The sequence below is a fragment of the Ruegeria sp. CH8 genome (assembly GCF_056536985.1).
Map to the genome: position 1 here is coordinate 1 of NZ_JBQFQR010000017.1, position 20,464 is coordinate 20,464.

Annotated in this window: 24 protein-coding genes; 11 read left to right on the forward strand and 13 right to left on the reverse strand. The window is 58.6% G+C overall.

All coding sequences use genetic code 11. From position 1 onward, the window contains the following. Window positions 1-361: 361 nt before the first annotated feature. The 3 genes from ACR0ER_RS18240 to ACR0ER_RS18250 form a co-directional block, all read right to left on the reverse strand. A complete protein-coding gene (locus tag ACR0ER_RS18240; RefSeq protein ID WP_480770172.1) occupies window positions 362-1,246 on the reverse strand; it encodes a PhzF family phenazine biosynthesis protein in 885 nt (294 codons plus the stop codon). 86 nt (window positions 1,247-1,332) lie between these two features. Next, window positions 1,333-1,557, reverse strand: coding sequence for a DUF1150 family protein (locus ACR0ER_RS18245; protein WP_170332000.1), 225 nt, complete (start codon window positions 1,555-1,557; stop codon window positions 1,333-1,335). A 5-nt stretch (window positions 1,558-1,562) separates the two neighbouring features. Continuing rightward, on the reverse strand, window positions 1,563-1,976 hold the full coding sequence (locus ACR0ER_RS18250; protein WP_058275530.1) for an Hsp20 family protein: 414 nt from the start codon (window positions 1,974-1,976) through the stop codon (window positions 1,563-1,565). Window positions 1,977-2,140: 164 nt separating this feature from the next. Here ACR0ER_RS18250 and ACR0ER_RS18255 point away from each other — a divergent pair, with 164 nt between their 5' ends. The 3 genes from ACR0ER_RS18255 to ACR0ER_RS18265 all read left to right on the forward strand — a co-directional run bounded on the left by ACR0ER_RS18255 (window position 2,141) and on the right by ACR0ER_RS18265 (window position 3,979). Next, a complete protein-coding gene (locus tag ACR0ER_RS18255) occupies window positions 2,141-2,365 on the forward strand; it encodes a YdcH family protein (protein WP_170325931.1) in 225 nt (74 codons plus the stop codon). Between the two features lie 65 nt (window positions 2,366-2,430). Next, on the forward strand, window positions 2,431-2,919 hold the full coding sequence (gene purE / locus ACR0ER_RS18260) for a 5-(carboxyamino)imidazole ribonucleotide mutase (RefSeq protein ID WP_480770173.1): 489 nt from the start codon (window positions 2,431-2,433) through the stop codon (window positions 2,917-2,919). After that, window positions 2,912-3,979 carry a 5-(carboxyamino)imidazole ribonucleotide synthase gene (locus ACR0ER_RS18265; protein ID WP_480770174.1) on the forward strand — a complete coding sequence of 356 codons (1,068 nt, stop codon included), beginning with the start codon at window positions 2,912-2,914 and terminating at the stop codon, window positions 3,977-3,979. The genes purE and ACR0ER_RS18265 overlap by 8 nt, the downstream gene beginning before the upstream one ends. A 1-nt stretch (window position 3,980) precedes the next feature. Here the strand turns inward: ACR0ER_RS18265 and ACR0ER_RS18270 are convergent, their stop codons facing one another. The 6 genes from ACR0ER_RS18270 to ACR0ER_RS18295 form a co-directional block, all read right to left on the reverse strand. After that, on the reverse strand, window positions 3,981-5,132 hold the full coding sequence (locus tag ACR0ER_RS18270) for an alpha-D-ribose 1-methylphosphonate 5-triphosphate diphosphatase (RefSeq protein WP_480770175.1): 1,152 nt from the start codon (window positions 5,130-5,132) through the stop codon (window positions 3,981-3,983). Next, complete coding sequence (locus ACR0ER_RS18275) at window positions 5,129-5,902, reverse strand: alpha/beta fold hydrolase (RefSeq protein ID WP_480770176.1); 774 nt, start codon at window positions 5,900-5,902, stop codon at window positions 5,129-5,131. Before ACR0ER_RS18275 ends, ACR0ER_RS18270 begins: the two co-directional genes overlap by 4 nt. Before the next feature lie 38 nt (window positions 5,903-5,940). After that, complete coding sequence (locus ACR0ER_RS18280; protein WP_480770240.1) at window positions 5,941-6,783, reverse strand: DMT family transporter; 843 nt, start codon at window positions 6,781-6,783, stop codon at window positions 5,941-5,943. 190 nt (window positions 6,784-6,973) lie between these two features. Further along, window positions 6,974-8,614, reverse strand: a complete 1,641-nt coding sequence (groL, locus tag ACR0ER_RS18285) for a chaperonin GroEL (protein WP_480770177.1) — start codon at window positions 8,612-8,614, stop codon at window positions 6,974-6,976. 54 nt (window positions 8,615-8,668) lie between these two features. Continuing rightward, the gene (gene groES / locus ACR0ER_RS18290; protein WP_039523824.1) at window positions 8,669-8,956 is read right to left on the reverse strand and encodes a co-chaperone GroES; all 288 of its coding nucleotides are present in this window, start codon (window positions 8,954-8,956) and stop codon (window positions 8,669-8,671) included. A gap of 152 nt (window positions 8,957-9,108) precedes the next feature. After that, window positions 9,109-9,783: a DUF2161 domain-containing phosphodiesterase gene (locus tag ACR0ER_RS18295; RefSeq protein WP_480770178.1), complete on the reverse strand. Its 675-nt coding sequence runs from the start codon at window positions 9,781-9,783 to the stop codon at window positions 9,109-9,111. A 123-nt stretch (window positions 9,784-9,906) separates the two neighbouring features. Here ACR0ER_RS18295 and ACR0ER_RS18300 point away from each other — a divergent pair, with 123 nt between their 5' ends. From ACR0ER_RS18300 to ACR0ER_RS18320, 5 genes are all read left to right on the forward strand, one after another. Next, complete coding sequence (locus ACR0ER_RS18300) at window positions 9,907-10,887, forward strand: TraB/GumN family protein (RefSeq protein WP_480770179.1); 981 nt, start codon at window positions 9,907-9,909, stop codon at window positions 10,885-10,887. A 111-nt stretch (window positions 10,888-10,998) separates the two neighbouring features. Next, on the forward strand, window positions 10,999-11,919 hold the full coding sequence (locus tag ACR0ER_RS18305) for a manganese-dependent inorganic pyrophosphatase (RefSeq protein ID WP_480770180.1): 921 nt from the start codon (window positions 10,999-11,001) through the stop codon (window positions 11,917-11,919). Window positions 11,920-12,001: 82 nt separating this feature from the next. Then, window positions 12,002-13,123: a DUF389 domain-containing protein gene (locus tag ACR0ER_RS18310; RefSeq protein ID WP_480770181.1), complete on the forward strand. Its 1,122-nt coding sequence runs from the start codon at window positions 12,002-12,004 to the stop codon at window positions 13,121-13,123. Between the two features lie 105 nt (window positions 13,124-13,228). Further along, window positions 13,229-14,104 (forward strand): HAD family hydrolase, encoded by an 876-nt coding sequence (locus tag ACR0ER_RS18315; RefSeq protein WP_480770182.1) that lies wholly within the window; start codon window positions 13,229-13,231, stop codon window positions 14,102-14,104. Window positions 14,105-14,204: 100 nt separating this feature from the next. Further along, window positions 14,205-14,648: a MaoC family dehydratase gene (locus ACR0ER_RS18320; RefSeq protein ID WP_170332023.1), complete on the forward strand. Its 444-nt coding sequence runs from the start codon at window positions 14,205-14,207 to the stop codon at window positions 14,646-14,648. A 92-nt stretch (window positions 14,649-14,740) separates the two neighbouring features. Here ACR0ER_RS18320 and ACR0ER_RS18325 read toward each other — a convergent pair whose 3' ends face one another. Both ACR0ER_RS18325 and ACR0ER_RS18330 read right to left on the reverse strand, forming a co-directional pair. Beyond that, on the reverse strand, window positions 14,741-15,730 hold the full coding sequence (locus tag ACR0ER_RS18325) for a methylenetetrahydrofolate reductase (RefSeq protein WP_480770183.1): 990 nt from the start codon (window positions 15,728-15,730) through the stop codon (window positions 14,741-14,743). Continuing rightward, complete coding sequence (locus ACR0ER_RS18330; RefSeq protein WP_480770184.1) at window positions 15,727-16,308, reverse strand: methylenetetrahydrofolate reductase C-terminal domain-containing protein; 582 nt, start codon at window positions 16,306-16,308, stop codon at window positions 15,727-15,729. Before ACR0ER_RS18330 ends, ACR0ER_RS18325 begins: the two co-directional genes overlap by 4 nt. A 261-nt stretch (window positions 16,309-16,569) precedes the next feature. Here ACR0ER_RS18330 and ACR0ER_RS18335 point away from each other — a divergent pair, with 261 nt between their 5' ends. The 3 genes from ACR0ER_RS18335 to ACR0ER_RS18345 are packed head-to-tail and all read left to right on the forward strand — an operon-like array spanning window position 16,570 to window position 19,006. Beyond that, on the forward strand, window positions 16,570-17,502 hold the full coding sequence (locus ACR0ER_RS18335; protein WP_480770185.1) for a bifunctional riboflavin kinase/FAD synthetase: 933 nt from the start codon (window positions 16,570-16,572) through the stop codon (window positions 17,500-17,502). After that, window positions 17,499-17,972, forward strand: coding sequence for a YcgN family cysteine cluster protein (locus ACR0ER_RS18340; protein WP_170332030.1), 474 nt, complete (start codon window positions 17,499-17,501; stop codon window positions 17,970-17,972). Before ACR0ER_RS18335 ends, ACR0ER_RS18340 begins: the two co-directional genes overlap by 4 nt. After that, on the forward strand, window positions 17,972-19,006 hold the full coding sequence (locus ACR0ER_RS18345) for a threonine aldolase family protein (protein ID WP_480770186.1): 1,035 nt from the start codon (window positions 17,972-17,974) through the stop codon (window positions 19,004-19,006). The genes ACR0ER_RS18340 and ACR0ER_RS18345 overlap by 1 nt, the downstream gene beginning before the upstream one ends. Here the strand turns inward: ACR0ER_RS18345 and ACR0ER_RS18350 are convergent. Next, window positions 19,003-19,812 (reverse strand): alpha/beta fold hydrolase, encoded by an 810-nt coding sequence (locus tag ACR0ER_RS18350; protein WP_480770187.1) that lies wholly within the window; start codon window positions 19,810-19,812, stop codon window positions 19,003-19,005. The two genes, ACR0ER_RS18345 and ACR0ER_RS18350, sit on opposite strands and share 4 nt — an antisense overlap. Next, entirely contained in the window at window positions 19,809-20,411 is a 603-nt protein-coding gene (locus tag ACR0ER_RS18355; protein ID WP_480770188.1) for a DsbA family protein, read from the reverse strand. Before ACR0ER_RS18355 ends, ACR0ER_RS18350 begins: the two co-directional genes overlap by 4 nt. Window positions 20,412-20,464 lie beyond the last annotated feature (53 nt).

Here is a 20,464-nt window from a genome sequence, read left to right on the forward strand (position 1 = left end):
ACCCTGAACTGAGCGTCGAGACCGAGAATGTCGACGTCGACAACTGTGCCCATCAGGTCCTGCTGAAACTCGAAAGCATGGGCCTGATTGCAGCGTCGTAAACTGGCGCCATAAACATGCTAAAGCCCTTGCATCGCGGGGGCTTTTTCTTTTTTCAAAGCTGAACTCATCCAAGGCGAACAACGAACAGGATGTGGGGTTCTCAGCGTTGCGTCCCTCCCGAATGGGAACCGTGGCAACGTAATGATGCAGAAAACCGAAATCGGAATGCTCTGCAGCCGCATAACCAAATACAAAATGGCTTCCAAATCACCGACTGTCCTGCGGGCCGTTCGGTTCGGGCGTATTTAGGGCCGGATCATCACCCGGCTTCAGGCAGATCGACCTGACCGCGCATGAGCACCTTGCCGCAGCCCGCGACCTTGATTCCGGTCATCGCATCCGCCGGACCAACGCGGGTGACAGTGGCCTGACCCGGCCTCCCCATATCGTGGCCCTGCTCGGCGATGAAGGTGTCTTTTGGCATCAACCCGTGTTTCCACAGATAGGCCGCCATTGCACCGGTGGCCGATCCGGTAAACGGGTCCTCGGGGGGACTGGGCGGCGCCATCAACAGGCGTGAGAACGTGTCGCCCGTATCGGTCGCACCTTTGAGTGTCACAAGGAAAGGTTCGGCCATATCTGATCCCGAAAACCCGGCCTTCTCAGTTATTTTTGGCAGCACGCTGACGTCCAGCTTTGCGGCGCGCAAGGCCCCATGATCGCGCAGAATGGTGACGCAGAAGGGTAGTCCGGTAGAGACAAATTGCGGCGGAGAAATGATAGCCTCTTCCGGCAGGCTGATGGCAGCGGCAACTAGGTCAGCAGGCACCATCGCACCAAATTGCGGCGCAACCTGCGTCATCTCGATCTCATCGCCGTTCAGGCGGATCGATACGACCCCGGCCCCGGTCTCAAGCGTCAACTCATCGCCCTGAAACAGGTCACGCGACCGCATCGCGGCCACGGTGGCGATTGTGGGGTGCCCGGCAAAGGGAATCTCGCGGCTGGCCAGGAAATAACGCACCCGAATATCTGCCACATCGGACGGTCCCGTAAACGTGCACTCAACCAGAGAAGTTTCGCGCACATAAGCCATGCAGACATCTTCGGAAAGCACGGCACCACCATGCACCACTGCGCACCCGTTGCCGCCAAAAGCGCGGTCGCTGAAGGCGTCTACCCAGTCAAAATCAAACCAGCTCATGTGTTGCGCCCTTTCGATATGCGAACCGCTACAGGTTCGCATATCTCGCCCGCGGGGCGGTAGATGTCACGTGGAAATCTTGTGGCTTAGTGCACGGCCACCGGTGAATAATCATGCTCGCGTGCGAGGTTGAAGGCCAGTTTGCGGTCGGCGACCAGCGCCAGTTGCTGACCATCAGAGTCGTGAACGGCGTAAAGCTGATCCAGATCACCCGCCTGTTCGCGTACTTCCCGAGGCAAATCAGCGACGTCGACAGCTTTCACATAGACGATCCGGTCGCCTTCGGCGTTCAGCTCAATCGGTGTATTCATTGCTCTTACCCCTTTCTTATATTGATCGTTTGCACCACGGTTTCGGGCACGGCGCGAGTCAGATCCACGTGCAGCAGACCGTTTTCCATGATCGCCTCGCCCACCTCGACACCGTCTGCCAGCACGAACATGCGCTGGAACTGACGCGCAGCAATGCCGCGGTGCAGGAAAATACGCCCCTCGCTGTCGTCGCGTTGACGGCCCCGGATCACCAGTTGGCGATCCTCGATGGTGATCGACAGATCCTCTTCCGCGAACCCGGCAACCGCCAAGGTGATGCGGTACGAAAAATCCGAGGTCTGTTCGATGTTATAGGGCGGGTACCCTTCGTTGCCAGCCTTTGCAGACCGTTCCAGAAGGCGTTCCAGCTGCTCGAACCCCAAAAGATGCGGGTATGAGCCAAGAGTAAGTTTCGACACGTATTTTCGTCCTTTTTTGTCAAAGCGACGTGTGGTGCGGCCCCGTTCTGGCAACCGCGTAGAATAGAATATGGGAATATGCAGGGATGTCCACAAGGTCTGGCCGGATAAAGCCTGACACACTATCTTGTTTGTTAAGCACCACAAAAGGCACTGAGTCGCACATGAACGCGCCCACCGATCTTTCGATGAAAACAGACGAGGTTTTGCGGGTTGAACTGGAGGTTTTCCGCCGCCAGCACCGTGATCTGGACGAGGCGATCGAGGCGCTGCAAGCCACCGGCACCGCCGATCAGTTGACAATCAAGCGGCTGAAAAAGCAGAAACTGCGGCTCAAGGACATCATACGCCTGATCGAAGATCGCCTGACCCCTGACATCATCGCCTGACGCATTGCCACGAAGTCGGATTTGGCTATAGTGCGCGCTCTCTCAGAAGGCAGGAAAGAAAGCGGATGAGCGACGTGAAAGTGGGGATTATCATGGGCAGCCAATCGGACTGGCCCACGATGAAAGAAGCCGCGAACATTCTGGATGAACTGGGCATTGCGTATGAGAAACGCATTGTCTCGGCGCACCGCACACCCGACCGTTTGTGGGACTATGGCAAGACCGCCGTTTCTCGCGGTCTGCATGTGATCATTGCCGGGGCCGGAGGGGCTGCGCATCTGCCGGGCATGATGGCCTCGAAAACCCGTGTGCCGGTGATTGGAGTTCCGGTTCAGACGCGAGCACTTTCTGGTGTCGATTCACTTTATTCCATCGTTCAGATGCCGAAAGGGTTTCCCGTTGCAACCATGGCGATTGGTTCAGCAGGAGGCGCGAATGCGGGCCTGATGGCTGCCGGGATTCTGGCCTTGCAAGACGATGCTCTGGCGCAGCGTTTAGACGCGTGGCGGGAGGCTCTGTCGGCCTCGATCCCCGAGGAGCCCATCGATGAGTGACATGCTGCAACCCGGCGCAAAGATCGGAATTCTGGGCGGTGGCCAGTTGGGTCGGATGCTGTCCGTGGCCGCGGCTCGTCTGGGATTTGTGACCCATATCTTTGAACCCTCCGCCAATCCGCCCGCCGGTCAGGTGTCCGACCGGGTGACTACTGCGGCCTATGACGATGCGAACGCCCTGCGCGCCTTTGCCGAGTCCGTCGACGTCATCACCTATGAGTTCGAAAACATCCCGACCGAGGCGCTGGATCTGCTGGAATCCCACTGCCCGATCCGGCCGGGACGCGAGGCATTGCGGGTCAGTCAGGACCGGCTGACCGAGAAGGGCTTTCTGCAGGGGCTAGGCCTGCAAACCGCGCCTTTTGCCGATATCACCGATTTGGACAGCCTGAACGCGGCGATTGAGCAGATTGGCACGCCCGCCATCTTGAAGACCCGTCGGTTCGGCTATGACGGCAAAGGACAGGCCCGGTTGCGTGGGCCTGAGGACGCCGAGGCAGCTCTGGCCGATATGGCGAGCGCGCCTGCGATCCTGGAAGGGTTCGTGGAGTTCAGCCACGAGGTTTCGATCATCGCCGCCCGTGGGCTGGACGGTCAGGTTGCCTGTTTCGACCCCGGCGAGAACGTGCACCGCGACGGTATCCTGCACACAACGGCAGTTCCAGCACGGCTACGTCCGGCACAACGTACGGATGCGGTGCTGCTGGCGGCCAATATCCTGAACGCGCTGGACTATGTGGGTGTTATGGGTGTTGAGCTATTCGTCACGCCCACCGGTCTGATCGTGAACGAGATTGCGCCTCGGGTGCATAACTCGGGTCATTGGACGCAGAACGGCTGTGCTGTGGATCAGTTCGAACAGCACATCCGCGCCGTGGCCGGGTGGCCGTTGGGTGACGGGCAACGGCATTCGGATGTGGTCATGGAGAACCTGATCGGCGACGACATGGATCGCGTCCCCGAACTGGCGCAGGAACGCGACGTGGCCCTGCATCTTTATGGTAAGCTAGAGGTTAAGGCCGGTCGCAAGATGGGGCATTTCAACCGTATCTCGCGGTGATCTAACCCAAAAAGCGCGCGGCGATATCCCCGGCCATGTAGCTGACCCGACCTGCTGCCAGAGTGGCGGCAACGCGGTGGGTTTCGGCATCCAGAATGACCAGATCGGCGCGCTGGCCCGAGGTCAGCGTCCCTCGGTCCTGCAGTCCCAGTACACGTGCAGGCCCCGAGGACACCAGCGCCCACGCTTCTGCCATATCGACCAACCCGGACTTGGCCAACATCAACGCGGCCCGTCTGGGGCTGGGGTAGTGATAGTCTGAGGCCAGCGCGTCGCAATACCCCATCGTGATCAGGTCCAGCGCACTGACATTGCCCTTGTGCGAGCCCCCACGCACCACGTTGGGCGAGCCCAGAATGATGTAGTCTCCGCAGGCACGCGCGGCTTCGGCGGCCTCAAGCGTTTCGGGGAATTCGGCGATCTGTGCCCCGCGTGCACGCCAGTCGGCACGGGTTTGTGCGGTGGCATCGTCATGGCTGCCCATGCGGACGCCCTGCTTGGCGAGATCCACACACAGCGCGTCCAGCGCCGCAGGCACCTCGGTCCGGCGGTCATGCATGGACAACAACAGTTCAAAGTGTTTCTCCGGGTTGCGCCCAGCCTTGAGCGCCTGCCCGGTCAGGCGTGGCGGCTTGCGCCGCTCGGCCAAACGGTCATGTGGCAGGTGGTCGTTGAACACTACATAGGGCACCTGCCATTCGGCAATCCGCTCGGGCAGACCAGCATAGTCATCCAGCATATGCGTCTCAAACCGAAGCTGAGGCATCAAGTCGGTCACGACGCGATCCTTGACCGAGGCAATCGCATCAAACACCTGCCCCGCGAATTCGGGGCCACGTACCCCACCCTCCCAACTGTGGAACTGGGCCAGCACGGCGGTGGTGATGCCATTCGCGGCCAGCTCGGCCTCGACCGAGAGGATACCCTCATCCATCTGCTTCATCGCCCCACGACGCGGCGCGATATGGCGTTCGAACCCGTCGCCATGCAGGTCGATAATACCTGGCAGAACGACATACCCTGACAAATCGACCTGACGTCCCGCGTGATCCGATTGGACGACGCCATCTGCGAAAGAAAGGTCCTCATGCACAAGACCCCGCTCCGGCAGGAGCACCTCTGCGCCGGTCAGGGTCAGATTTAGCGCAGTCATTGAGAAAGCTCCGACTCGGGCTCCGAGCAATCCTGCCCGATACAGATTTCATCGATGATATTCATAACCCCGTCCAGCCAGGTGATTTGGGGATCAAACTGTCCATATTCGATGAAATGCAACGCCTGCGCCATCACACGGGGATTGTTCATCATAAAGGTGTGAGTCACCGGCAGGACGATATGGTCCTTCATCCCCTCGACTTTCGTGGTCTCAATCGAAACCTTGCCGTCGTCCCGACCATCGATCAGTGACGAAAACACCGGGTTCAACGAGTTCTCACCTGCAATCACACCCAGCTCGAAATCCACCGGAGGCAATTGACGTGGAATGCCTTCGGGACCGGTCCCCAGCGCCAGCCCGGCGGGTCCGTGCAACATACCGAACACCTCCCAGGCGCCTAGTTCGTCGACCAACTGGCTCCCCTGATTGGGCGGGCCAAGCATGACCACACGGCCCAGGTTTTCCGGATGGTGGTCCTGCAACCAATACCGCAGCAGGATGCCGCCCATCGAATGCGCCACCACATTTACGGTATCATCCCCGCAGCCTGCGAACGCGTCCGGCAAAGTCTGATTAGCCAGTTCAGGGATCGGCAAATCCGTTGAAGGATATCCGGGTCGCACCACGGTGTAGCCATGCGCCTGAAAAAGCTGCTCCATAACGGTGAACGAAGCCTCAGTCCGCGCAAGCCCGTGCAGCAACACCACGCATTTCGCGTGAACCACGGCGGGGACGAGGAACAGAAACAAGGCGAGCAGGTATCTCATAGCCGCCAGATAAGACCTAAGCGCAGGTGATGAAACCCCTAGCGTGGTTTCAGGCGCAGGACGGCCAGCGCGATGCCGCCCAGAACCAACGCTGCACCCATAACAAGACGCAGGCTGGCGGTTTCGCTAAGCAAGAGGACGCCACCGAGAATGGCAATGATTGGAACACTTAACTGCACCACAGCCGCTGTAGTAGGCGCAAGCTGCGGCAGGACGCGATACCAGAGCGCATAACCCATCCCCGACGTTACACCCCCAGAGATGGCAGCCAGCAAATAGCCCGAAGCGTTCATCTGCCAGTCTCCCCCGTTGGTCAAAAGCGCCAGTGCCGTGACCGGCAGCGCGACGATGAAATTGGCCGCTGTACCCGCCAAGGCGTCCGGTTCAGACCGCCCAACCAGCGAATAGATTGCCCAACCGACACCAGCAGCCGTCATCAGCACCGCACCTACAAGGTCAACCTGTTTCGCACCGGACGGCCAGAGCACATAGGTCAGCCCGGCCAGCGCAATTGCAGCACCGGCAATCTGGCGGGCGGTTGGGATGCTCCCTGTCATGGAGGTCACCGCAAACATGGTTATCTGCACCACGCCGAACAGGATCAACGCCCCCAGCCCGGCATCCAATGTCAGATAAGCCAGCGAGAACCCGATCATGTAGAGCGACAGTGCCCCTGCCCCCGCAATCCTGCGCCGATTGCGGAGCGGCAGGTACCCGGCCCTCGTCCAGACCAGAGCAGCCAGCACTACAGCCCCGGCCAGAACACGAACAACCGCGAACTCGGCGGGATCGCTGGCGCCGCTATCGATTGCCAGACGGTTCAGGATCGAATTCGCTGCAAAGGCGCACATGGTAAGGGCGGTGAGGAAGAACAGTCTCATATCAACCGCATAGCGGTTTCCCGAAGACTTGGACACTCACATTCCCGCGCGGCACGTGAAACACAGAAAAACGGGGCCTCCCGAAGGTGACCCCGTTCATATTTTAGTGGCATTTCCCTTTCGGCAGCCTGACCTTGCGGCCAAGCGCCTGTCGGGGCCGTCAGAATTCGCCGAGGCGAATTCGACGTGCTTACATCATGCCGCCCATGCCGCCCATGTCGGGCATGCCGCCTGCAGCAGGTGCATCTTTCTGCGGCTTGTCGGCAACCATTGCTTCGGTGGTGACCAGCAGGCCAGCAACCGATGCCGCATCTTCCAGAGCGGTACGGACAACTTTGGCCGGGTCGATCACGCCGAACGAGAACATGTCGCCATATTCTTCGGTCTGCGCGTTGAAGCCGAAGGCTGCGTCAGCGGATTCACGGACTTTGCCCGCAACAACCGCACCGTCAACACCTGCGTTCTCGGCGATCTGGCGCAGCGGCGCTTCGATTGCTTTACGAACGATGTTGATGCCTGCGTTCTGGTCAGCGTTTGCACCTTCCAAAGCTTCCAGTGCTTTACCGGCCTGAACCAGAGCAACACCACCGCCGACAACAACGCCTTCCTGAACGGCTGCGCGCGTTGCGTTCAGAGCATCGTCCACACGGTCTTTACGCTCTTTCACTTCAACTTCGGTCATGCCGCCGACGCGGATAACAGCAACACCGCCTGCCAGTTTGGCAACGCGCTCTTGCAGCTTCTCACGGTCGTAGTCCGACGAGGTTTCTTCGATCTGAGTGCGGATCTGAGCAACACGTGCTTCGATCTCGGCTTTCTCGCCAGCACCGTCGACGATGGTGGTTTCGTCTTTGGTGATTTCGATTTTCTTGGCGGTGCCCAGCATGTCCATGGTGACGGACTCAAGCTTCATGCCCAGATCTTCGCTGATGACCTGACCGCCGGTCAGGATCGCGATGTCCTGCAGCATGGCTTTACGGCGATCGCCGAAGCCCGGTGCTTTGACAGCAGCAATTTTCAGGCCGCCGCGCAGTTTGTTGACAACCAGAGTCGCCAGCGCTTCGCCTTCAACATCCTCAGCAATTATCAGCAGCGGCTTCTGCGACTGGATCACCTGCTCGAGCAGCGGAACCATCGGCTGCAGCGAGGACAGTTTCTTTTCGTGCAGCAGGATCATGCAGTCGTCGAGTTCTGCGATCATCTTGTCTGCGTTGGTGACGAAGTAAGGCGACAGGTAGCCACGGTCGAACTGCATACCTTCGACAACATCGGTCTCGGTTTCCAGACCTTTGTTTTCTTCGACGGTGATAACGCCTTCGTTGCCAACTTTCTGCATCGCGTCTGCGATCTGCTGACCAATTTCGGCTTCGCCGTTGGCCGAGATGGTGCCAACCTGAGCAACTTCTGCCGAGTCTTTGACTTCGCGCGAGGCGTCTTTGATGCCTTCAACAACCTTGGCAGTTGCCAGATCGATGCCGCGCTTCAGGTCCATCGGGTTCAGGCCAGCAGCAACCTGCTTCAGACCTTCGCGAACGATTGCCTGTGCCAGAACGGTTGCGGTGGTGGTGCCGTCACCGGCTTCGTCGTTGGTGCGGCTGGCGACTTCTTTCACCATCTGCGCGCCCATGTTTTCGAACTTGTCTTCCAGTTCGATTTCCTTGGCAACCGAAACACCGTCTTTGGTGATGCGCGGTGCGCCGAAGGATTTGTCCAGAACCACGTTGCGGCCTTTGGGGCCCAGGGTCACTTTAACAGCATCGGCCAGGATGTTCACACCTGCCAGCATGCGGTTACGGGCATCGGTGTCGAACTTGACGTCCTTTGCAGCCATGTCGTTTCTCCTTGAGAAAATAAATTGGAATGAAGATCAGAGAAAGCGCGTGGCTTACTCGATGATCCCCATGATGTCGCTTTCTTTCATCATCAGCAGCTCTTCGCCGTTGACCTGAACCTCGGTGCCCGACCATTTGCCGAACAGGATCTTGTCGCCAGCTTTTACAGCCATTGCGATCAGTTCGCCGCTGTCCTTGCGTGCGCCTTCGCCGGTTGCAACGACTTCGCCTTCGCTGGGCTTTTCTTTTGCGCTGTCAGGAATGATCAGGCCGCCTGCGGTTTTCTCTTCGCTTTCGGTACGGCGAACCAGCACGCGGTCATGAAGCGGTTTCAATGCCATCTTTGCAGCTCCTTGGGCTCAAAGTTTGTTTATCCTCCCCTCACCGGACGGTGAGGCGTTAGCACTCGGAGTGTGTGAGTGATAACGTCGAATAGCTAGGGGGTCGGAAACCCCGAGTCAACAAGCTGTGATGGATTTTTTGGCAATTAACCTCAGTCGGCGTTTTCCCAACTGTAGGCCCAGTGTTTCAGACCTTCGCTGCCTGCGTCCGAAAGCGCGTAAACACCTTTGTCAATCTTGTCGAACCAGCCATAGTGGTTTTCCCGCATCAGGCGGGTGGCCGTGGGCACTCCGGTCGCTTTTGCCACCTCGGCCCCCTTGGCCGCGCCGCATTCAGCCAGATGCGCCGCGCATTTCAAAGCGTCCTGCCGGTAGGCCGTGACAATACCGTGCCGGGTGGCGCCTCCGGCATTGGGGTCGCCTTCCAACCGGTCGAATTCACGCAGCAGCCGCGCAACCTTGACCTTGTTCTTGCGCGGCGCAAAGGGACCGGGATCACACTGCACCTCGACCGCGCCATCGGCCCGCACTGTGATCAGCCCCAGGCCCAGACGACGACATAGGGCGAGATTGTCCTTGAGCGCCCGCCTGGCCGTGCGCCCTTTGGGTTTGCAAACCCCGACATAAACCTGATCAGTCACCTTCAGCCGCGTGATCGCCTGATGGAACAACGCCAGAGAAAACCGCAGCTTCAGCTCCACGATCACCGGTTCATCGCCATCCCGCACAGCGACGATATCGGCCGCGCCGACCTCGCCTTTGACGGTATAGCCCTGACGCTCCAACAGCGCCTTGATGGGGGGATAGAGATCCTGCTCGCGGTCCATGGTCCCATGCTAGGCAAAATGCCACAGAATGCCAGAGGCCGCGCACAACCCTCTGATCCGCCTTGCACACCGCCAGCCACCGGGGCAAGTTTCAGGCAAAGATGTCATCACTGGATTGTACACATGCGCCTGTTCCTGCTTCTGATCTCTCTGCTCTTTCCTGTGACGGTTCAGGCCGCTTGTGAGGGGCATGATCTGTGGGAGGACTTTACCCCCGAAATGCGTGCAGAGCTCAATCAGGCCCTGGTCGACTTACCGTTTCCGGAAGGCAACCATTGGATCGCCACCAAAGGTGACACTGTATTGCACTTGATCGGGACCATGCACCTGAACGACCCACGCATGGACGCGATTGTCGAACGCCTGACACCGACGCTCAGCCAGGCCGACGCTTTTTACTTTGAGGTTACCCAGGACGAAATGAAAGCCTGGGAACAAAAACTGGCCGCGGACCCGAGCCCGGTGTTGATCACGTCCGGTCCCACCTTGATTGATTTGCTGCCCGAAGAGGCCTGGACAACCCTGTCTTCTGCATTGGCCGAGCGCGGCATACCCGGCTGGATGGGCGCAAAAATGCGTCCCTGGTTCGTCGGAATGATGTTGGCCATGCCCGCGTGTTTGGTTCAGGAGCCGGAGGCCAGTCACGGGATGGATGCGCGTCTGACCGACTTGGCCAACGAACACGGCATACCGCAGCATTCGCTGGAGAGTATCGATGACCTGATGGCTATGTTCGACTTCTATCCTATCGAAGAACAGGCACAATCGCTGGCGCGGATGGCCGATGCCTATGAAAACGGCGACGATCAGTTGGCGACCATGACGAACGCCTATTTCAATGAAAAACACGGACAGGCTCTCGAACTTGGCCGCATTATGGCGCTTGAATTCTCGGGCATGTCGCCCGAAGAGTTTGACGAGGAATGGGGAGCCTTCGAGCAAAAACTGCTTGTCGAACGGAACAACAATTGGATGTCGCATCTCCTGAGCATTCAGGACCAGACCGCAGTAATCGCCACCGGAGCCGGGCACCTGAGTGGCAAACACGGCCTGCTGAACCAGCTGCAACAAGCCGGATATTCTCTGACCCGCGGGCCGTTCTGACCTGAAACCAGCAAAATCCAGACCAACCGTCGCAGCGTAAACTCTGCCGGGTGACAAGTCCTGCGGACCGCCCTATAAGGCGCGCAAATTTATCATCCTCAGGACGCTGACATGACAACTCTTGTATTTGGCCATAAATCCCCCGACACCGATTCCACAGGCTCGCCGATCCTTTGGTCGTGGTACCTGAACGAAGTCAAAGGTGAACAGGCCGAGCCCGTTCTGCTGGGCGAACCCAACACCGAAGCCGCGTTCATGCTGCAGCGCTGGGACCTGCCCAAGCCGCGCATCATCGACGATGTCGAAGCAGACGCGCCTGTTGTCATCGTGGACACCAACAACCCGGCCGAGCTGCCCGCCAGCGTCAACAGCGCCGACATCCGCGCCATCATCGACCACCACAAGCTGGTCGGCGGCCTGGAAACCAAAGGCCCGATCGACATCACCGTGCGCCCGCTGGCCTGTACCGCAACCATCATGGTTGACCTGATGGGCGACGACGCGGCCAAAATGCCCGAAGCCATCAAAGGCGCGGCGCTGACCTGCATCCTGTCGGACACGCTGGAATTCCGCTCGCCCACCACCACTGCGCATGACCGTGACGTGGCCGAGAAACTGGCCGCTGAACTGGGTCTGGACGTATCGGCCTATGCCGCTGACATGTTCGCCGCGAAATCGGATGTATCGTCCTTCTCGGACGCCGAACTGATCCGCATGGACAGCAAGGAATACGAAGTGGACGGCACCAAGTTCCGCGTCTCGGTTCTGGAAACCACTGCACCCGGCGTCGTGCTTGACCGCAAGGCAAGTCTGGCGGACTCGATGGTGGACGTGGCAAAGGAAGACGACGTCGATCAGGTTCTGCTGTTCGTCGTCGACATCCTGAACGAAGAAGCCACCCTGCTGGTACCGAACGATCTGGTCAAAGGTGTGGCCGAGAAAAGCTTTGGTGCGTCGGTTGACGGCGACGCCGTTGTTCTGCCGGGTATCATGAGCCGCAAAAAGCAGATCATTCCGAACCTCAAGGTCTGATCTTCGGAACAAGTAGTTTTAAGGGCGTCCCACGAGGGCGCCTTTTTTCATTGCACTGAAGGATTTGCGTGAAACGCTTCCATTGATACTCTGGTCAATAGAATGGGTACCGGCCCAGATCCAACGTATTAGTAAGCGCAAGTTCAGCACAACACGCAGCATCCTGCGGTTCGAAGGCCAGGATAAATCAGCCTATTGGCGCCGCTTTGCCATGTTGCTGACCCTGTCGGTGGTTATTGCCACTATGGGCATGCTGCGCAATTCCGGCGCAGTGGTAATCGCCGCAATGTTGGTGGCCCCGCTGATGACCCCCATTCTCGGCGTGGCGGCAGCAATGGTCATGGGATGGCTGGGGCGGGCGCTCTACCTCGCATTGATCGTTTGCGGTGCAGCCGTACTGTGCGTCCTGTTGGCCTGGTTTCTGGTCTATGTCGCCGACGTTCCGCGAGGCATCCTGATCCCTGATCAGGTTCTGGCCCGGACTGACCCCGGAACCGAGGATCTGATCGTAGCCTTGGCTGCAGGTGTCGCCGGGGCATATGTCCAGATCAATAGGTCCGAAGCCAGCTTGCTGCCCGGCGCGGCGATTGGGGTGTCACTGGTGCCGCCTTTGTCAGCCTCGGGTGTTCTGATGTATTTCGGAGAGCCGGCAGAAGCCTATGAAGCCGTTTTGTTGTTTGCCACAAACCTGGGCGCGATTATCTTGTCCGCCTGCGCGGTCTATATCGTGTACGCGGCCCGCTCGGTGGTATTCAGCAAAGGTCGGCGCAAGCTGAACTTCACCGCCAGCGTAGTGGTAACTTTAGCCTTCCTGGCTTTTGTCGTCCTACAGTTGGGCAAATCCACGTATAACCGGTACCTCGAAACACGGACCGAGGCGCAACTGGCGCAAACCATCCGCAATTGGGCCGATCCGGTCTCGGTCGAAATCATCCGCATCGACGTAAACGCCAAAAGCAAACACGCCGATATTTGGTTGATTGTCGACCTACCGATCGAGGCGGCCTACAAAGTATCCTCGGTTGTAGGATTGTTACCTGAGAGCCTGCGAGAGACACCTCTGGTTGACGTCTTACGCAAGGAACTGGGTCCGGGCTATTTGGTCGTTGTGCGGTTTCAAAACAGAATTGGCGCGCAGATCATATTGGGCACAGACACCGTCCAGCAAGCACCGGACGTAGAGAAAGTGACCGAAGAAAACTGAGAGAAACGAGCCTATTTCTCCGGCGATTGATATTGCGGGATGGTCAAACTGCACCAGCTTTGCAATAGCTGACGCAACCTTGTTTTAACTCCCCCGAGGCTTTTCATGACCCAGATCATCCACGCCCTGACCGAAATCTCCGACCGCTACAAAGCGCTTTTTGTCGACCTTTGGGGCTGCGTTCACAACGGTATCACCGCCTACCCCGAAGCCGTTGCCGCCCTTCAAGCCTATCGTGCGAAAGGCGGGATTGTGGTGCTTGTGACGAACTCTCCGAAACCCCGCGCTGGTGTGGCTGAGCAGCTGGCACAATTCAACGTGCCCGCGGATGCTTATGACACCATCGCCACCAGCGGTGACTCGGCGCGCTCGGCGATGTTTCGGGGCGCGGTGGGCGAAAAGGTCTATTTCATGGGGGAATGGCAACGCGATGCCGGGTTCTTTGAGCCGCTGAAACTGTTGCACCACCCCATTCACATCGAACGTGTCCCATTGGATGAGGCCGATGGCATCGTCTGCTGCGGCCCCTTCGATCCGATGGCAGACCCGGCGGTCAACCGCCCAGATTTCCTCTATGCCAAGCAAAAGGGCATGAAGCTGCTATGTGCCAACCCCGATATCGTGGTTGACCGCGGTGAGGTGCGGGAATGGTGTGCTGGGGCACTGGCCAAGCTTTATACTGAGATGGGCGGAGAGAGCCTTTATTTCGGCAAGCCGCATCCGCCGATCTACGATCTGGCCCGCCGCCGGCTGCAGGAACTGGGCCACGACATCCCCGACGGCGACATTCTGGTGATCGGAGACGGCCCCCATACAGACATTCTTGGCGGTATGGGAGAGGGGATTGATTCTCTGTTTATTTCGGGCGGATTGGCTGCGGCTGAAACAAAAACGTCTCACCATCCGCACCACGAATCCCTAACCGATTATATTGCAAGGGAAAATATCAATCCCACCTATACAATCGGTCGCTTGAGATAGTCAGAAAAGACTTGATTTTCTGCAGTTGCGAAGTAATAAAGTTGCCGAACAGGGGTAACTTTGATTGTTTTGTTGCCCTGCGGAAGCAAGTGAGGGCGACATGTTGGACAATCTTCCACGCGGCACGATCTGTATTGAAGACATCGAAATGGGTATGACCCGTTACTTGCGCAAAGTGGTGACGGACGAAGACATCGAGATGTTCGCACAGGTCTCCACGGACCGGAATCCGGTGCATCTGGATGACGATTACGCGCGCGATACGATCTTCGAAGGCCGCATCGCACACGGGATGCTGACCGCTGGTCTGATCTCGGCCGTGATCGGGGAACAACTTCCGGGTCACGGCACGGTCTATATGGGCCAATCGCTGAAATTCCTGGCCCCGGTTCGCCCGGGCGACATGGTCTATGCCGAGGTCAAGGTGGTCGACATCGACTTTTCCAAGCGTCGCGTCAAACTGGACTGCCACTGTTCGGTCGATGGTAAGAAAGTACTGATTGGCGAAGCCATGGTGCTGGCGCCGTCGCGCAAATTTGACTGATCGCCCCACCAACCCGTGTAAAAAGGCGCCCAACAGGCGCCTTTTTTTGTCTTCAGGACACTCGCCCACTTATCGCATAAAGTGTGAAGTTGTCAGGATCGACGAACTCGCTTGCGTCCTTTTAGTGCGCCGGATTCCAGAATGATCTCTGACACCACGTGTTCACGCCTGTAGGCCATCACGTGAACCCCCGAAACCCCAGCGATATCCTGGATTTGCTGGATCAGTTCGATACAAATCTTTTTACCCTCCGCACCGGGCTTTTCCGCCTTTTCCATCCGATCGATGACCTGATCCGGAATGTGAATGCCGGGCACATTGCTGCGCATCCAACGTGCCGCGCGTGCCGAAGCGATGGGACCGACACCCGCTATAATGAAAACTTTCTTGTTCAGACCGGCATCCCGCACCCGCGTCATGAATTTCTCAAACAGCGGAATGTCGTAAATGTAGTTGGTCTGAATATACTCAGCCCCGGCCTCAACCTTCTTTGCCAAACGATCCGGACGCCAGTCATAGGGCGGTATGCAAGGATTTTCCGCCGCTCCCAAAAACAGTTGAGGGGGGCGTGTGATTTTACGGCCAGACAGAAACGTTCCCTGATCGCGCATCGTGCGTATTGTGCGCAACAAAGTCAGGGAGTCGAAGTCGAAAACCGGCTTTGCCCCCGGCTGATCCCCTACGCCGACACCGTCACCAGTCAGACATAGAACGTTGCTTACGCCCAATGCAGCGGCACCCAATACATCACCCTGAATTGCAATCCGATTCCGGTCCCTACAGGAAATCTGATAGACCGGCGAATACCCTGCACGCGTCAGCAGCGCACAGATTCCGATTGAAGACATGTGGCAGTTGGCACCGGAAGCATCGGTTGCATTTATCGCGTCGGCCACTTCGCCAAGTGGCTGAGCGGCCTGAAAAACATCCTCGGGATCGGCACTGTCGGGCGGGTTCAACTCTGCCGTCACTGCAAAACGGCCAGAGCGTAGTACTCTCTCCAATCGGCTGTGCGACACATACCCTTCGGGGACGGGAACATAGCCGGTTGGCTCGACCTCGCTGCGATGGGCATCACTCATTTCTTCAGTTCCCGGTTAACCGCGTTGGGTGGCTCGGCGGCCAGAGGTGCCGCTGAAGGTTCATTCTCTCGCGCTTCGGGAAACGCCTGCGCCAGTGTCATTCGCGCGGCGTCTCGGGCCTCGCGTTCCTGAGCAGCAATCTCGCGGCTGACCCGCAACCAGGACGATGACCCCCGTAACGTGTGTTCCACCGGCGGCAGGACTTCTTTTATCTTGTCGCCACCATGGCGCATGCGGCTTGCTCCATCCCAAGCCAGCGCCCAAACACATTTCATGTCAGGCTTCACCTCGCAAAACTCACCGGGGCGCACGCCCCCACACGGACCATTGCGCAACTGTTTTGGGCAATTCATCGGGCAAGACATACCGGTGGACGACAGCACGCATTGTCCACACATCTTGCAGTCGAACAGCAGTGTCTTCACACCTTTTTCGACAAGCGCTATCGGGCGTTCGACACGGTTGTAGCCGATCTTTGCAAATAGCGGGTCCATCGCGACCATGCCGCGTTCGACACATTTGTAAATCCACTCGAACGTGCGGGCATGGCGAATCGCGAACAGTCGCAATCGATACATGGGTCTGCCTCCTGTGCTGGGCTCGTTCGAGCCTGGCCGGGCTTCGATCCGGTTTACAGGAAATTCTATGGATCGGGCATTCAGTCTACACACAGGTTTTTTTTGGAATCAAGAAGTTGTCCATCCGCGGCACGATAAACTTGGGATAGCCTCCAGCGTTATCCGGGCTACTGTTAAGTTTTGGGCAATTTCGTCCGGACTCGTTCGCCAAAACCAAACTGCCGCTTGAACAAATTGACTCGCAACGCTACGCACTCGCCTATGCGCATCATCCGGGATTTTCAGTTTATCGAGCCTCAGGACCGCGGCGCCAGCGTGGCGATCGGGAATTTTGACGGTGTCCATATCGGCCATCAGTCGGTGATCGAACTGGCGCGCAATGCCGCTCCGGACGCCCCGTTGGGAGTGCTGACCTTCGAGCCGCACCCACGCGAGTACTTCGCACCCGACACCCCGCCCTTTCGCCTGATGCGCGGCAATGCCCGCGCACACCGGTTGGAGAAGCTGGGCGTGCGGAAGCTATATGAACTCCCCTTCAACGCGGCTCTGTCCGGTTTGACGCCAGAAGAATTCGCGCGCGGTGTAATCTGCGATGGATTGGGCCTGTCAAATGTGGTTGTCGGGGCCGATTTCTGTTTCGGCAAGGGCCGCAGTGGCACGGCGGATGACATGGTTCGCTTTGGGCAAGACATGGGTTTCGGTGTCACCATTGCCCCACTAATGGAGCGATCCGAAAACATCGTTTCCTCTACTGCGATCCGCACAGCCCTAACCGAAGGCCGCCCGCGTGATGCAGCCGAAATGCTGGGCCACTGGCACCGGATCGAAGGCGAAGTGATCGGCGGTGAGCAACGTGGTCGCGAATTGGGTTTTCCCACAGCCAACATGTCAATCGAAGGGCTACATCCACCGAAATTCGGCGTCTACGCCGTTTTGGTTGATGTGCTGGACGGCCCCAATCAAGGCAGCTATCACGGAGCAGCTTCGATAGGCACCCGGCCTATGTTCAACGGCGAAGTCCCCAATATCGAAACCTTCCTGTTCGATTTCTCGGGCGACCTGTATGGCGCGACCCTGTCGGTCGGGCTGGTTGAATTCTTGCGCCCTGAGATGAAATTTGACGGGCTGGACGGGCTGATCAACCAGATGAATGCCGATTGCGACAAGGCCCGTGGAATTCTGGCGGCGTTATGACCACCGACCCCATTGATCGAAACGGCCTGAGTCCCCGGTTCTGGGAACGCAAACCGCTGACCAAAATGAACCAGCGTGAGTGGGAGGCGTTGTGCGACGGCTGCGGCAAGTGCTGCCTAAACAAGCTGGAGGACGAAGATACCGGCGAGGTCGCCCTGACCTGCGTGGCCTGCCGCCTGCTGGATGATGAGACCTGCCGTTGCACGCAGTACGACATCCGCCACCAGTTCGTGCCGGAATGCATAGTGATGAAGCCCGACAACATAGACGACCACGCTTATTGGCTGCCGCAAACCTGCGCCTATCGCCTGCTGTGGGAAGGCAAGCCTCTTTACGACTGGCACCCGTTGATATCTGGTACGCCAAACAGCGTGCACGCCGCCGGAATGTCGGTTCAGGGCCGCACGGTGTCCGAGTTCGAAACACCGCTTGAAGAGTGGGAAGACTATATCATTGAGGAGCCCAGCTGATGTATTTTGCCTCTGACAATTCCGGGCCGGTTCATCCGCAGGTTATGGCTGCTTTGAACGCGGCCAATGAAGGCTATCAGATGGCCTATGGTGCAGACACGCTGATGAACGAGGTGCGCGATCGCATTCGCGGCATCTTTGAAGCTCCGGGCGCGGCGGTTTATCTGGTGGCCACGGGCACGGCGGCGAATTCGCTGGCGCTGGCGACATTGGCAAACCCTTGGGATACCATTTTCTGCTCACCCGTTGCCCATATCCACGAGGATGAATGCAACGCACCCGAGTTCTACACCGGGGCCAAGCTGACGCTGTTGCCGGGCGCAGACAAGATGACACCGGAAGCCTTGCGCGCGGCCATTCAGGCTGAAGAGACGCGCGGCGTGCACGGCCCCCAACGCGGACCTGTGTCGATCACACAGGTCACTGAACGAGGGTCGGTCTATTCGCTGGACGAATTGCAGGCGCTGTGCGGTGTGGCCAAGGAATACGGCTTGCCGGTTCATCTGGACGGCGCGCGGTTCACCAACGCGCTGGTTGCGCTGAACTGCTCTCCGGCCGAGATGACGTGGAAAGCGGGCGTGGACGCGGTCAGCTTTGGTGGTACCAAAAACGGGCTGATGGGTGTCGAGGCGGTCGTCTTCTTCGACGAGTCCAAAGCCTGGGAATTCGAACTTCGCCGTAAGCGTGGGGCGCATCTGTTTTCCAAACACCGCTATCTGTCGGCGCAAATGGCGGCATATCTGCAGGATGACCTGTGGCTGAAACTGGCGCGTCAGGCGAATGACAACTGCGCCCGACTGACCGAGGGGTTGCGCGCCAAGGGGGCCTCGTTCCTGCATGAACCGCAGGCGAATATGATCTTCGCCCAATTCTCGCGGGCGCGGCACAAACAGCTGCACGAAGCCGGTGCCGTTTATCACCTGTGGGGAGCTGAGCTGAATGGGGTCGATGACGCGGAGATTCTCGCTTGCCGGCTGGTCTGTGACTGGTCGATCAGCGCCGAGGAGATCGACCGGTTCCTCGCCCTGCTTTAACGGTCGCGGGCGTCCTGCCAGAACTGCTGCACCAGTCGCGCCGTATCTTGCGGATGTGAAATCGGCACCATATGCCCTGCGCCCTCGACCACGGCGCAGGATGCGTTGGGCAGCCGTCGCTGCAACCCCTGACCTATCGCAGGCATCACCGGATGCGTCTTTGATCCGCTGAGGATCAGAACCGGCATGGTCGCACGGTCCAGAACGCCGGGGTTCAATAAACCTTTCTGATCCTGAAACAGGACGTCTTCGACCGCGGTTACAACGTGCACGCCCCGCACCATCGCCGCGCGTGTACGCTCGGGCAGCTCCGGCCAGCGGGGGCTGTCATCGGTGCTCCACATCCTGTTGAACAGGCGGGCGGCCAGCGCCAAGTCTCCGGCGGCCAGAGCATCGGTATAGGGCTGCGCCTCGTGGTCATGTTTCGCCACCAAATCGGGCGCGTCCTGCTTCGCGATGGCAAAGAACACAGGCTCGATCAGCACGGCGCTGCGGATCAAGTCGGGATGTTCGACCGCAAGGCGCAACGCGATCATGCCGCCAAAGGAATGGCCAATCACGTCCATCGGCTCGGTCAGCTGCGCGGCAACCGCTCCCGTTGCTAGGTCGAAAAAATCCCCCTGCCCATCCCAGTCCGGGCTGCGGCCATGCGACAGCATATCGGGGGCGATCAGGGTCGCCTCGCCCTCCAACTCTGCTGCCAGACCGGACCACGCACCGGAATGCGCAATGGTGCAGTGCAGGGCCAGCACCTTTCGTGCCGCCTGCCCCAAGGTTCTGACATGAACCGGCAACTGGTCTTTCACCCTTTCATCTCGCTCAGGTGCCGGTCCAGATCGTCCAGCCGGTCCTGTCCCCAGAACCTCTGGTCATCCTCGGTGACATAGAAAGGCGCGCCAAAGACGCCACGATCCACCGCCTCTTCCAGATTGGCGGCATAGGTTTCAGCCCCCACCAGCAGGCCACTGTCAGCGAGGTTCGGATCAAACCCGGCCTGAGACAGGCACGCGCGGATCACGTCATCCTGCGCGATGTCCTTCTCCTCGGCCCAGCAGGCGCGCAGGAAGGATTGAACCAGCTTGCCCACATCACCCGAGCCATCCTTGACTGCCGCGATCACCGCATAAGAGGACGGCGCCATGTTCGTCGGCCAATGCGCCGGTTGCATATTGAACGCAATCCCCAGATTTCTGGACTGCCGCTGCAATTCCTGCGCCCGATATTCAACGCGCGAGATATGACGATCTTTTGGCGGTGTTCCCCCGGTGCGCGCGAACAGGGCCATGATATCCAGCGGTTTGTAGTTGATCGTCGTGTCATGCTTGGCCGCGATCTCTTCCAGCCGCGCGCCAGCCAAATATGTGAATGGCGAAATTGTCGCAAAATAGTAGTCAATGGTGGCCATGTTCACTTTCTCCGCTGCGTTATCTTTGCTGGACGGTAAGGCCATGCTAAGCG

Coding starts and splice junctions, on each gene's coding strand:
- ACR0ER_RS18280 (WP_480770240.1), bottom strand. CDS start 6,783: ATGAGACTGTTCTTCCTCACCGCCCTTACCATGTGCGCCTTTGCAGCG.
- ACR0ER_RS18245 (WP_170332000.1), bottom strand. CDS start 1,557: ATGAATACACCGATTGAGCTGAACGCCGAAGGCGACCGGATCGTCTAT.
- ACR0ER_RS18335 (WP_480770185.1), top strand. CDS start 16,570: ATGCGCATCATCCGGGATTTTCAGTTTATCGAGCCTCAGGACCGCGGC.
- ACR0ER_RS18300 (WP_480770179.1), top strand. CDS start 9,907: ATGCGCCTGTTCCTGCTTCTGATCTCTCTGCTCTTTCCTGTGACGGTT.
- ACR0ER_RS18275 (WP_480770176.1), bottom strand. CDS start 5,902: ATGAGATACCTGCTCGCCTTGTTTCTGTTCCTCGTCCCCGCCGTGGTT.
- ACR0ER_RS18255 (WP_170325931.1), top strand. CDS start 2,141: ATGAACGCGCCCACCGATCTTTCGATGAAAACAGACGAGGTTTTGCGG.
- ACR0ER_RS18295 (WP_480770178.1), bottom strand. CDS start 9,783: ATGGACCGCGAGCAGGATCTCTATCCCCCCATCAAGGCGCTGTTGGAG.
- ACR0ER_RS18330 (WP_480770184.1), bottom strand. CDS start 16,308: ATGTATCGATTGCGACTGTTCGCGATTCGCCATGCCCGCACGTTCGAG.
- ACR0ER_RS18240 (WP_480770172.1), bottom strand. CDS start 1,246: ATGAGCTGGTTTGATTTTGACTGGGTAGACGCCTTCAGCGACCGCGCT.
- ACR0ER_RS18325 (WP_480770183.1), bottom strand. CDS start 15,730: ATGAGTGATGCCCATCGCAGCGAGGTCGAGCCAACCGGCTATGTTCCC.
- ACR0ER_RS18320 (WP_170332023.1), top strand. CDS start 14,205: ATGTTGGACAATCTTCCACGCGGCACGATCTGTATTGAAGACATCGAA.
- ACR0ER_RS18315 (WP_480770182.1), top strand. CDS start 13,229: ATGACCCAGATCATCCACGCCCTGACCGAAATCTCCGACCGCTACAAA.
- ACR0ER_RS18345 (WP_480770186.1), top strand. CDS start 17,972: ATGTATTTTGCCTCTGACAATTCCGGGCCGGTTCATCCGCAGGTTATG.
- ACR0ER_RS18340 (WP_170332030.1), top strand. CDS start 17,499: ATGACCACCGACCCCATTGATCGAAACGGCCTGAGTCCCCGGTTCTGG.
- groES (WP_039523824.1), bottom strand. CDS start 8,956: ATGGCATTGAAACCGCTTCATGACCGCGTGCTGGTTCGCCGTACCGAA.
- ACR0ER_RS18355 (WP_480770188.1), bottom strand. CDS start 20,411: ATGGCCACCATTGACTACTATTTTGCGACAATTTCGCCATTCACATAT.
- groL (WP_480770177.1), bottom strand. CDS start 8,614: ATGGCTGCAAAGGACGTCAAGTTCGACACCGATGCCCGTAACCGCATG.
- ACR0ER_RS18305 (WP_480770180.1), top strand. CDS start 10,999: ATGACAACTCTTGTATTTGGCCATAAATCCCCCGACACCGATTCCACA.
- ACR0ER_RS18270 (WP_480770175.1), bottom strand. CDS start 5,132: ATGACTGCGCTAAATCTGACCCTGACCGGCGCAGAGGTGCTCCTGCCG.
- ACR0ER_RS18265 (WP_480770174.1), top strand. CDS start 2,912: ATGAGTGACATGCTGCAACCCGGCGCAAAGATCGGAATTCTGGGCGGT.
- purE (WP_480770173.1), top strand. CDS start 2,431: ATGAGCGACGTGAAAGTGGGGATTATCATGGGCAGCCAATCGGACTGG.